18 protein-coding genes are annotated in these 9,012 nt (G+C 53.4%); 2 read left to right on the top strand and 16 right to left on the bottom strand.

Annotated features, from left to right (window positions below):
* Position 1: 1 nt before the first annotated feature.
* From AC1V0D_RS00785 to AC1V0D_RS00745, 9 genes are all read right to left on the bottom strand, one after another.
* Positions 2 to 274, bottom strand: coding sequence for a hypothetical protein (locus AC1V0D_RS00785; protein ID WP_325954673.1), 273 nt, complete (start codon positions 272 to 274; stop codon positions 2 to 4).
* Between the two features lie 2 nt (positions 275 to 276).
* The gene (locus tag AC1V0D_RS00780; protein WP_482906850.1) at positions 277 to 1,725 is read right to left on the bottom strand and encodes a phage terminase large subunit family protein; all 1,449 of its coding nucleotides are present in this window, start codon (positions 1,723 to 1,725) and stop codon (positions 277 to 279) included.
* Positions 1,694 to 2,179 carry a terminase small subunit-like protein gene (locus tag AC1V0D_RS00775; protein WP_482906849.1) on the bottom strand — a complete coding sequence of 162 codons (486 nt, stop codon included), beginning with the start codon at positions 2,177 to 2,179 and terminating at the stop codon, positions 1,694 to 1,696. Before AC1V0D_RS00775 ends, AC1V0D_RS00780 begins: the two co-directional genes overlap by 32 nt.
* A 312-nt stretch (positions 2,180 to 2,491) precedes the next feature.
* Positions 2,492 to 2,758 (bottom strand): hypothetical protein, encoded by a 267-nt coding sequence (locus tag AC1V0D_RS00770; RefSeq protein ID WP_482906848.1) that lies wholly within the window; start codon positions 2,756 to 2,758, stop codon positions 2,492 to 2,494.
* A 147-nt stretch (positions 2,759 to 2,905) separates the two neighbouring features.
* Positions 2,906 to 3,202 (bottom strand): hypothetical protein, encoded by a 297-nt coding sequence (locus AC1V0D_RS00765; protein WP_482906847.1) that lies wholly within the window; start codon positions 3,200 to 3,202, stop codon positions 2,906 to 2,908.
* Entirely contained in the window at positions 3,199 to 3,543 is a 345-nt protein-coding gene (locus AC1V0D_RS00760; RefSeq protein ID WP_482906846.1) for a DUF7940 domain-containing protein, read from the bottom strand. The genes AC1V0D_RS00765 and AC1V0D_RS00760 overlap by 4 nt, the downstream gene beginning before the upstream one ends.
* On the bottom strand, positions 3,540 to 4,007 hold the full coding sequence (locus AC1V0D_RS00755; protein WP_482906845.1) for a hypothetical protein: 468 nt from the start codon (positions 4,005 to 4,007) through the stop codon (positions 3,540 to 3,542). Before AC1V0D_RS00755 ends, AC1V0D_RS00760 begins: the two co-directional genes overlap by 4 nt.
* A complete protein-coding gene (locus AC1V0D_RS00750; protein ID WP_482906844.1) occupies positions 4,004 to 4,309 on the bottom strand; it encodes a hypothetical protein in 306 nt (101 codons plus the stop codon). The genes AC1V0D_RS00755 and AC1V0D_RS00750 overlap by 4 nt, the downstream gene beginning before the upstream one ends.
* A complete protein-coding gene (locus tag AC1V0D_RS00745) occupies positions 4,296 to 4,679 on the bottom strand; it encodes a hypothetical protein (protein WP_482906843.1) in 384 nt (127 codons plus the stop codon). Before AC1V0D_RS00745 ends, AC1V0D_RS00750 begins: the two co-directional genes overlap by 14 nt.
* Before the next feature lie 244 nt (positions 4,680 to 4,923).
* Here AC1V0D_RS00745 and AC1V0D_RS00740 point away from each other — a divergent pair, with 244 nt between their 5' ends.
* Positions 4,924 to 5,055 (top strand): type I toxin-antitoxin system Ibs family toxin, encoded by a 132-nt coding sequence (locus AC1V0D_RS00740; protein ID WP_150043443.1) that lies wholly within the window; start codon positions 4,924 to 4,926, stop codon positions 5,053 to 5,055.
* A gap of 63 nt (positions 5,056 to 5,118) precedes the next feature.
* Positions 5,119 to 5,304 (top strand): hypothetical protein, encoded by a 186-nt coding sequence (locus tag AC1V0D_RS00735; protein ID WP_482906842.1) that lies wholly within the window; start codon positions 5,119 to 5,121, stop codon positions 5,302 to 5,304.
* A gap of 262 nt (positions 5,305 to 5,566) precedes the next feature.
* On the opposite strand, the gene AC1V0D_RS00730 is transcribed toward AC1V0D_RS00735, so the two are convergent.
* The 7 genes from AC1V0D_RS00730 to AC1V0D_RS00700 all read right to left on the bottom strand — a co-directional run bounded on the left by AC1V0D_RS00730 (position 5,567) and on the right by AC1V0D_RS00700 (position 9,012).
* Positions 5,567 to 6,334, bottom strand: a complete 768-nt coding sequence (locus AC1V0D_RS00730; RefSeq protein WP_482906841.1) for an antitermination protein — start codon at positions 6,332 to 6,334, stop codon at positions 5,567 to 5,569.
* A 324-nt stretch (positions 6,335 to 6,658) separates the two neighbouring features.
* Positions 6,659 to 7,237 (bottom strand): recombination protein NinG, encoded by a 579-nt coding sequence (locus tag AC1V0D_RS00725; protein WP_482906840.1) that lies wholly within the window; start codon positions 7,235 to 7,237, stop codon positions 6,659 to 6,661.
* A gap of 267 nt (positions 7,238 to 7,504) precedes the next feature.
* Positions 7,505 to 7,741, bottom strand: a complete 237-nt coding sequence (locus AC1V0D_RS00720; RefSeq protein WP_482906839.1) for a hypothetical protein — start codon at positions 7,739 to 7,741, stop codon at positions 7,505 to 7,507.
* A 177-nt stretch (positions 7,742 to 7,918) separates the two neighbouring features.
* A complete protein-coding gene (locus AC1V0D_RS00715; protein ID WP_482906838.1) occupies positions 7,919 to 8,224 on the bottom strand; it encodes a hypothetical protein in 306 nt (101 codons plus the stop codon).
* Positions 8,221 to 8,655, bottom strand: coding sequence for a recombination protein NinB (locus tag AC1V0D_RS00710; protein ID WP_482906837.1), 435 nt, complete (start codon positions 8,653 to 8,655; stop codon positions 8,221 to 8,223). Before AC1V0D_RS00710 ends, AC1V0D_RS00715 begins: the two co-directional genes overlap by 4 nt.
* Entirely contained in the window at positions 8,627 to 8,824 is a 198-nt protein-coding gene (locus tag AC1V0D_RS00705; protein ID WP_482906836.1) for a hypothetical protein, read from the bottom strand. Before AC1V0D_RS00705 ends, AC1V0D_RS00710 begins: the two co-directional genes overlap by 29 nt.
* A gap of 26 nt (positions 8,825 to 8,850) precedes the next feature.
* A complete protein-coding gene (locus tag AC1V0D_RS00700; RefSeq protein WP_482906835.1) occupies positions 8,851 to 9,012 on the bottom strand; it encodes a Lar family restriction alleviation protein in 162 nt (53 codons plus the stop codon).

Raw genomic sequence — 9,012 nt, 5'->3', positions numbered from 1 at the left:
GCTAACCGCCTAAGAGTGATTTCTGCCCGGTAGAAGATGCGCCCACGCTTCCTGCACCACCGGAGCCGCTGAGGATGTTGGCATTGATGCCCTGACGTGAACGCTTGCGAAGCAGGTCATCTGCCTGCGCTGTTGCGGCGTCTGCGTTTGGAGCCAGTGCTCCTTTTACGCCTGGCGCTTTATTCTGTGTTGCCGAGTACACTGCTGTTCCTGCGCCCACGGCAGCAGAGGCAATGGCAGCATAAGCAGCCAGAGCGCCGGTTTCGATACCCATGGTTAACTCCCGAATAGGTTGTATTCTGTGGTGGCTACGCGAGCCTTCTTGCGGGGTGATTTGATGCTGAACATCTGCTTGCCTGACCGACGCATCATATAGGCGTAGCGAACGGCTGACAGGACGTCATCGTTGATCGCCACAATCTTGCCGTGCTCATCGCGGTGATACATGCGGAACTCCTCAAAGAATTCCGGGCATGTGCTGAACACTTTGAACTTGCCATCAAGCATGCGCTCGCGAATCTCATGGATGCCAGGCTCAACCTTGTAATTGCCGTCCGGCCATGTCGCGTGCTCTGCCAGCATCCTGAAGCCTTCAGCTTTGTATTGCTCTTTAAGCTGCTGACCGCCGCCCTTCTCGTGCTGAAGGCCATCGTGAGGCCATGCAACGGGAACACCATCGGCCCAGCGTTTAACCATCCGCCACGCTTCATCGGCCTTTTTCTCTCTGGCCTTCCACACATGAGCGACATAAATAACGTCTTCATCCCGGTCTTCCCAAAGCTGAACGTGCGCCTGCGGGTGGTCCCAGCCAAAGTCCTGGCCGTCAATGACGAAGAAGTGATCGGGGCATGGGAACGGCTGACACATGATTGCATCATCGGCGAGGTCATAGATTCGACCGTGGCCCAGCATCGGTATGCCTTTGGTTCGCATGTCGCGCTGATGCGCAGGAAATGATGCCAGAAGCTCTGTCTTCACCTTTTCGCTGAGGTGTGGAGCATCATCCCAGCCAACATTCATGCACGTCTGTGCGGCGCTGGGTGTGTCCATGAAGCCGATAACGAGGTCGGTGCGACCGTTCTCTGGCGTGAACGTCAGAATGCCACGCCCGCCATTGCCACGGTCACCGGTCGCTGTACGTGTCAGAACCTGTGGGAAGATGTCGGGGTCTTTGGGTTCTTCATCGATGTGGAACCAGTCGACGCTGTCACCCATTAATGCGTGCTGGCCCTGCGAGTAGGACCAGAACTGAATCTTTGCTGTGCCGCCTGACTTGTGCTTGATGTACACGGAGCGTACGGCGTTTGGTGTGCCGGTCATGGCCTCAACGCCGATAATCAGCTCGCCGGGTATCAGGCCGCCTTCCCAGCCATTATCCGTTTTGCGCCCGATGATTGGCGTCTGAAGCAGGTCGCGGCATTTCTCACCGGAGTAGCCCAGCACCCAGGTAAGTGGCGCATGATCAAATCTGTGGCCTGTCCACTCATCCGGGTAATCACCCATCGCGTGGATGGCGTCGATGTACGTCGCCGTCTCGGTTTTGCCAACGCGGTTAGCAGCGATGAGAGCTGACTGGGAATATTCTTTGGTGCTGGCAATAAATCGCTTCTGCCAGGGGTGACGTGACTGATAGAAGCCACGATAGCGATAAACGTTCTCGCGTCGTCTCTTCTCTTCCAGCAGCTTTACCAGCTCAATCTTCTGCTCCCGGCTGAGATTTTGCATTGGTTAGCTCCTGCAGTCTGGCATCAAGCTCAGCGTCTGTAAGGTCGGTGATCGTAATGTTCTGCTCATGCGTCACCTTATCGCCATAGCGCTTCGGTGCCAGCTTGGATGCGTACCATTTGCGGGCATCAACACGGAGGCGGGAGCGGGCAACTCGTTCATGGTTGGTCTGCTCGTTGCCATCATCATCAACAATGACGTCGCCGCTGCTGTCATCCGCAATCGTGATGATTTCTTCGGCCAGCAATTCAGCCTGAACTTCGCGTGCGCGCGCGTACTGTTGCATGAAGTCTTCGTGTCTCTGCAACCAGTACATAACAGTTCTGATTGCAGGCATGCCCGGACGCTTGCAGATGGAGCGAAGACTCTCGCCCAGCATAAGCAGGTTGCAGATGTCTTCAGCTACTTCCGTAAGGTAGTCAGTCGGGCGGCCCATTTTCTTTTCGGTCGCCATAATTTCCTCTTTGGTTTATTGCCTCTTCTCTCAGAGTGCCACGCCTGCAACTCGCACGGTGGGCGTTCACCGCATGTCGGGGAATTCAGCTTTCGCCTATAACCCTGCTTCTCTGTTATTGATTAACAGCTCAGTCTCCCCGCGAGGATCTTCGGTTCATTGATGTAAGCTGAGACAGCGACAGAGCGACGCTTTGGGAAATATGCGGGATTGACTTTGTTTAACGTCGCTGGCTCCCGCGGGCACTCTCGACAATGCTACTGTCGGGTAAGCATTATCAAAGCCACTCCACGAATGGCCTTTGTAATGTCTTCAGAGATACTTCTTAGCCAGTGCTTTCAGCTCATCTTTCGCCGCTGCACCCAACTGTGCTACGCCACTCTCTACGAATGCCAGTGCCGCTTCGAAGTCCTGAACGCCTGATTTAACTTCAGCTGCCGGTGTGGCGGTAACGGCGGCAGTATCGGCGGTAATGCTAGTCGGGTCCGTTGTCACAGCTGTGGTATCAGTAATGGGTTCGCTCACTTCATTTCCCTTCTTGGTGATGAGCCATAGCCAGGCTCGCTTGAAGATGTTCATTTGGGCTCTCCGCACAGCTTCACCCAGAGGTCGTTGTGGTCGTTAATCGCCCTGACGGTTCGGATATCCATCAGGTCGGCGTCTTTGCCATGGGTGCGGATCACAGAATCCTGAGTGCAGAGAGAATCGACCGTGGCGACCGGCGAATCAGTCGTCGGAGTTGAATCGTGAGTTGCGCAGCTTGTCGCGCTGAGCAGAATCACTGAGAGCAGCATTGGCCTGTTTAACACTGTTCGCTTTCTCCGTGTTGTCGGACTGCTTCTTTGCCACAGCCTGAACCTGCTCAGACTTCACTTCAGCAGCTTTGACGTCTGCTTTAGCCTGGGTCTGAGTGGTGCCGATTTTCTTTCCGCCGAAGTAACTGGCAAACAGCGCGACCAGAACAGCTGCGCCGGCGAGAACCTCTGTCCACCAACCTGAAAACAGTGAAGTGATAAGCGTCATGGCTGACTCTCCATTTCCTGCTTACTGGCGAGCAACTTTTTCTGCCGCACAAACTGGGCAATCACCCCCATCGCCACCATGAATGCGCCAATCATTCCTAGGTAGTTCTGAGGCAGAAACGATTTGATATCAGGCGGCAGCACATTCCATGCATCGAGCGCATTTTGCGGGAATGACTGCACCCACGCGCTAAGTGCGGAACCAGCTGATGCAAGCCATACGCTGTACGCCTTGAATAGAAGCTTTGCATGGGCGACAAACTCCAGGCTGGTGTACTTGCGGATGAGCAGCACCACAATAACGACGGCCGCTACAACCAGGAACCAGATAAGGAAGTTCATATCTTCCCCTTGTAAATATCGTAGGAACCAGTGCGCATCACTTCAGCGTGGCGTCGAGCGCGACCAGGTGTCTGGCTGGCCCAAAGGCTGTTCAGCATCTCGTTAGCGCCACTATTGAAGTCACCGTTTGAGATGAAGATAAGAGCCCTGTTGAACTGAGCCAGCCCATCGACACCCAGTTGATAAGCCATAGAGATGAGAATGTCTTCTCGCGCCGGGTTGCACTGCTTTATCGCCGCAGCGATATTCTGGCGCTTGCTCATCTCAATCTTTTTGGCGTCAACAATCACCGCCTTCCAGACGTCGCCAACACTGCGGGGAACGCTGAAAGTGTAATTGCTCAGCGATGCCCCTTTAGGACCGATGCGGATACCGCCCGCCACAGTTGGAAAGCCCAGCGTGTCAAGGTAAGGCGTTTCAACGTAGCCCTCTTCAAAATTCAGGATCGGGATAATCTGGCTCATTTGTTATCGTCCTCTGCCACTACCTTCTTCACCTTGTCAGCGGTCTTGTCCGCCGTCTGGTCAGGCAGTACATTGAGCTTTTGCTGCAGGGCCGATACCTGGCCGGACAGCACATCAACTTTCTTATCGCGTCGGTTTGCCACTGCGCGATAGTCCTGCCTGATTTCTTCAACGCGCTGGTTTGATTTTTCGCTGACGTAGACAAAGATGATCGTCATGGCCACGCAAATCATACTCAGCGCCAGCATCAGAACTCCGAGGTAAATACCCCGCTTTTGCGCCGTCTTATTAGGGTTTGTCATCGTTTCCGTCTCCGAGCTTGCCAATCAGCCCGTTTACCTCAGTTCGGAATCGCTCATCAAGGTTCGCCCCTGACATAGCCAGCATGACGCGTAGAGCGTTTTTGATGACTTTGAGGTCGGTCTCAAGGGCAGATATGCGAATGATGTTTTCATCGTGGCGGGCGCGTAACTCATCGTTTTGTTCGCGAAGCAAGGCATTGTCCGATTTAAGCTGAGATACCTGGTCTTTATAGCCAGTGATAATCTCGCCTGTAGCCCGATTGCCCGCCACGATATTGGCAAGACCAGATATCAGTGGACGCCAGAACAAAGCAACCGCGCCGGTGCCAAAGATGATCGCGCCGATACTGGTGACTAAGCTGTCATTCATACCTGACCTCGCGGCCAGAAAGGTTTAGTTTCATAGGCCGTCTCCGGCATTGCCCGGAGGTTTCCGGCAAATTGCTGTAGGAAATAAAAGATCTCCCGCTGCCACACAGGAAAGGGTGAGAGTCGATGATGATTGGCAGGGGCGATAAACGAAAAAGGCCCACCGGAGTGAGCCTTAATAATTCTTTGAAATTTCTGTAGAAGCGCAGAGAAAACACTTGCGCTCAGATGTAGGTTAACCTACAATGTATTTCATCAGCAGGACGCTGAAACGGGAAGGCCTCTACCGAAGCAGAGGCCAACATGAGGTAAGGGTTATGATGAAGTTAATCATCATCCTGATTGTTCTCTTAGTGATTAGCTCGCCAGCTTACTAAGACAGTCAGGCGGAGGGGAGAAATCCCCTCCAACCCCACCCCAGATTTTAGAGTGGTGACGTTATGAAATCAACTAACGACGATCGGCAAAAACGCAGTGATGAGAAGCGCGGCATGAAGGTGAAAGGCATCAAATTGCACACCGACACAATCGCGCTTCTTGAATCACTGGCAGAGCAAACAGGACTACCTCAGTCAGCAGTAGTGACGAAGGCTTTGGCGATGTTTGCCGAAAGTATCAAATCTTAATCGTGACTTCGCAGCAGTTATGGACACCTATCCCATGGAAGGGATAGTTTCATGCTTATACCCTGAAGCGGATAATAAAAAAGCCCCGCCGACTGGTGAGGTCGCGAGGCTCTTTGGCATCCACATTTATCAGTGATGGAACTGACTGGATTAAGTTATCGCGTTAAACAACAGCGCGCAACTTCAACTGTTAGGAATCATATCCCCAGATTCCTGAAAAGTAAATAGCCCACGATAAAATAATGAGCTATTTCCGATTGCGCTATCCGGTAACCTTATTCAGCGCGGCGTTGGCCCACGACTCTTCAGTTTCCAGCTTGCCGATTAACTGGTCATAGAACGGCTTACCACTCCGATCCCACGTAGCCAGGCTGATTGCATCGGTAATGGCGGCCACGCTGCGAAACGCCTCTACAGCAGGAATACGCTCATACCCACGACCACAGCATCGCTTACAGTCGCCCATCACCGGCACGCCCTGCTCTTCAGTCAACTTGCGATCAACCGCTCGCCCTCTCCCGCTGCAGTCCCGGCATGACGACGATACGACGCCCTTACCGTTACAGGTCTTGCAGAGAACCCGGACAACCTCCTTCACACTCCGAGCGGCGCCACCCGAAAGCGGCGACTTCATACTGAACACGTCAGCCTCAATAAATCCTTTAGCCTGGCAGCATTCGCACGGTTTGACGCTGGCCGCACTGCGGCAATAATCCATGTACGCATAAGTTGCGAGAGTTTGCATCACAGCTGGTTTAACATCAGGGTCTAGCTTGCGAAGGGCGGCAACCTTATCGCAGGTACTCAAAGCATATTCAGTCAATAACGATACGGCGCGTCGGGCGTCGTTATCGCTTACTCCAACCTTCCCCATAAACGCACTATAACCCAGAGGAGCGCGACTTTGCGTCATTCCCATAGCTGCCATGTAGTCAGTGCCAGATAACGCATCAGAGGCTGTTGCAGGCGGCATACCGGCAAAGCTTGCTGTCTTCGGGAAGTGGTACTTAACGGTTGCTTCAAGACTCATCGTTTCTTCCTCTCAGGCTGGATGTCCCACGATTGAATATGAGCGGGCTGAATGGCTGGGGTGATTGGTCTGAAGTTGAGCAGTAGCCTGAGCCACTTCTCTCTGAGGTATAGGGTCATGCTGCCTCCACACGAACTTTGGCTGTCTGCTCAGGCGTTCTGGATGCGAACCAGAAATCCGATACATGTGAGTTCATGGCGCTGAACGTTCGGGAGATTGATGAAAGCGGGCCGTTAAGACTTAGCTTTTTGGCAAAGTCGCTGGCCGCACACGCGTTATCGGCCTGTATTTCGACGACGTGGGTTATGGTGACCTTATATCTTTTCATGCTGCTTCCCTCTGCTTTACCAATTCACGCAGAGCAGCCCTGTAACGCGCCCTGAGGCTGTCCAATTCTTCTCTGGTGTATCGGTGAGGTTCGTTGTTTGATTCGAGCGCCAGAACGCGATGAAGGCCGATTTTGGTGATTAGATTGATGCGGTATGGACTGATGTTGCCTGACTGATGCGTATTGCACGCACTGCACTGGCTGTGAACGTTATCCTCGTTAAAACGTAACTGAGAAGCCGCTGCAGTCGTCCTGTAGTGCCCTGCGTGATAGCTGACCGCTGTCGTGCTGCCACAGCTGATGCAGATATTCCCATCCCGCGCCCGGATGTAGTCGTTGAATGCCCGCTGGGTCATGTTCATCCAGTGGCTTAACGGCTTCACATCGGCTTTGCGTTTGTTCCATGCAGCGCGCTGCTCTTTCTCCAGGCGCTTTTGCTTGCGCTCGGATAGCTGGTTAGCGAGTTGGATGGCACATTTGGGAGAACAGACGGTCTGGAGGCTATTACGGGGGGTAAACTTTTCAGGACAGCATTTGCACTTCTTCGGCTTCGGCGGCTTGGTGCCTTTAACCATCACTTTCTCCTGTCATGTCGAAGTTCGGATCGGCCAGTAGCCACAGGTCGAGACAGCAACCACAGGCGTAGACTTCGGTATCCTGCAGCTGAGTTCCACAGCCAGCGCACACAGAAGCAGATGGCTCGCCAGCGCCAGTAGGCTGACTTGATTGGCTGGTCCCGTTCGTGGTCTTCATAGCGGCGATCTACCTCGCAGTTTTCGCAGTTAGCCCCGTAGTGATACTTGTCTTCTGAGGTAAGGATGGTGTGGCAGCGGCAGCAGCGTTCACACATAGTTCACCGTCCATTTCTCGGCTGTGGTGTATTTGATTAACCCCTTCTTGCGCATTGCCTGAAGTCGCCGATCGATAATGCGGAAGGCTGGGCTACCAGTCTCTTCAGACAATCGGGAGGCCTCTTCATAAACCGGCCCGCCATCGATTTTCATAAAGGTGTTTTTGCCTGCAGCAATTCGCTCCTGAATGAGCATGTCCATTTTCGTGTAGTCGGTATTTGGTTTCATCTTCAGCTCCACATTGGGTTTTTATACTGCCGGCTCGGCTTTGGCTCTTCCCGGGACTCAGGCAGCAAGGCGCTCACCAGCCAGAGGCGTGGGTCTGCTGAGAGTGTCTTCTGAGTTTTGATATTGCGGGAGGCGTAGCGTGAAAGGAGTTCGGCGGCGGTGTCGGTGTCTACAGGGTCATGCACGAACCATGTCATTCGCATGAGCACCCCTTACTGTTGCCAGCAGGCTATCCAGCATCGCCATGTTGTAGCTACGGCCAAAACCCATGTTTACCGTTCCCATCCGGTACTGGTAATCGTGGTCGGTATTGCCAAACCGCTGACGCTTTATCTTGTTGCTGTCGGTCATGTCATGAAGGGCTACATCCACGTTTTTCCGCTTAGCTGAGGCCATCACGCAGGCGCGGTCGGTGATTTCTTTTGAGGTGTGCCATTCGCCATCAGAAAGCACATCCAGAATTGCAGTGGTTAATTTGCTCATACTCTACTCCCGAATCGATTAGCCCATTCAGCCGCCCGCGCTGACTCGTCGCTAAACCTGACGTTCCGCTCGGCACCGAAGGCATGGATTAGTGTGATTAGGTCACGCATCTCACTGACGCGCATTTTGCTTGTTGACTGCCCCAGCACCACAAAGCCGCCGTTAATGCCCGGCACCGTCTCCTGCCCTTTCAGGCTGGCGCTGAAAATATGCTTCCAGCTCTCTGCGTCGAGCTTCTTCCCGTACCAGACCACCTGGCTTGATACGTCATGCAGGCAGGCCCAAAGCATGCGGTTTTGCGCAAGGCTTCTGGTGTCTTCCTGGATGGTTACCTGCAGAGGCTTGTCGGGATTGGCGGGTAGTTGCTGGATGGCAGTGATGCAGTTCTGTCGGATGTTGCTGTCACGCAACAGGTAACGTTGAGTCTCCATCACGTTTGTCTCGCTTTAATGCGTCGCTGAGTAACTTCCTGATGCCGTGGCTCAGGCTGAGTGTGCCTGCATGCTTCTGAGCGAAACGGCTGATATCGATAGCCAGCTTATCCAGCTCAGCGTCTGATATGACATGCTCAGAGCGTTTTAAGGGAATTACGTTGTTCATGCGTCCTCCTGATAATTGCGCACATTCTAGGCTTCTACGGCTTCTTGCTCGCTGCCAAAATGATTCCTCCCCCCAAACATCTGAGCGCCACACCTGCATGAAATGTGAATGGCAGATCCGCTATACGTGCCATCTCTTACGGTTGGTTTACCGCCGCAGAATGGGCATGGCTTTAACTTGTCACTCAT

The sequence above is a fragment of the Pantoea sp. PA1 genome (assembly GCF_056856975.1).
Note: the sequence above shows the minus strand (reverse complement) of the source record. Positions and strands in the feature narration are given on the sequence as shown.

Bases quoted from the DNA above. Each gene is read 5' to 3' on its own strand.
- AC1V0D_RS00785 (WP_325954673.1), bottom strand. From the start codon at position 274: ATGGGTATCGAAACCGGCGCTCTGGCTGCTTATGCTGCCATTGCCTCT.
- AC1V0D_RS00780 (WP_482906850.1), bottom strand. From the start codon at position 1,725: ATGCAAAATCTCAGCCGGGAGCAGAAGATTGAGCTGGTAAAGCTGCTG.
- AC1V0D_RS00775 (WP_482906849.1), bottom strand. From the start codon at position 2,179: ATGGCGACCGAAAAGAAAATGGGCCGCCCGACTGACTACCTTACGGAA.
- AC1V0D_RS00770 (WP_482906848.1), bottom strand. From the start codon at position 2,758: ATGAACATCTTCAAGCGAGCCTGGCTATGGCTCATCACCAAGAAGGGA.
- AC1V0D_RS00765 (WP_482906847.1), bottom strand. From the start codon at position 3,202: ATGACGCTTATCACTTCACTGTTTTCAGGTTGGTGGACAGAGGTTCTC.
- AC1V0D_RS00760 (WP_482906846.1), bottom strand. From the start codon at position 3,543: ATGAACTTCCTTATCTGGTTCCTGGTTGTAGCGGCCGTCGTTATTGTG.
- AC1V0D_RS00755 (WP_482906845.1), bottom strand. From the start codon at position 4,007: ATGAGCCAGATTATCCCGATCCTGAATTTTGAAGAGGGCTACGTTGAA.
- AC1V0D_RS00750 (WP_482906844.1), bottom strand. From the start codon at position 4,309: ATGACAAACCCTAATAAGACGGCGCAAAAGCGGGGTATTTACCTCGGA.
- AC1V0D_RS00745 (WP_482906843.1), bottom strand. From the start codon at position 4,679: ATGAATGACAGCTTAGTCACCAGTATCGGCGCGATCATCTTTGGCACC.
- AC1V0D_RS00740 (WP_150043443.1), top strand. From the start codon at position 4,924: ATGTATTTCATCAGCAGGACGCTGAAACGGGAAGGCCTCTACCGAAGC.
- AC1V0D_RS00735 (WP_482906842.1), top strand. From the start codon at position 5,119: ATGAAATCAACTAACGACGATCGGCAAAAACGCAGTGATGAGAAGCGC.
- AC1V0D_RS00730 (WP_482906841.1), bottom strand. From the start codon at position 6,334: ATGAGTCTTGAAGCAACCGTTAAGTACCACTTCCCGAAGACAGCAAGC.
- AC1V0D_RS00725 (WP_482906840.1), bottom strand. From the start codon at position 7,237: ATGGTTAAAGGCACCAAGCCGCCGAAGCCGAAGAAGTGCAAATGCTGT.
- AC1V0D_RS00720 (WP_482906839.1), bottom strand. From the start codon at position 7,741: ATGAAACCAAATACCGACTACACGAAAATGGACATGCTCATTCAGGAG.
- AC1V0D_RS00715 (WP_482906838.1), bottom strand. From the start codon at position 8,224: ATGAGCAAATTAACCACTGCAATTCTGGATGTGCTTTCTGATGGCGAA.
- AC1V0D_RS00710 (WP_482906837.1), bottom strand. From the start codon at position 8,655: ATGGAGACTCAACGTTACCTGTTGCGTGACAGCAACATCCGACAGAAC.
- AC1V0D_RS00705 (WP_482906836.1), bottom strand. From the start codon at position 8,824: ATGAACAACGTAATTCCCTTAAAACGCTCTGAGCATGTCATATCAGAC.
- AC1V0D_RS00700 (WP_482906835.1), bottom strand. From the start codon at position 9,012: ATGAGTGACAAGTTAAAGCCATGCCCATTCTGCGGCGGTAAACCAACC.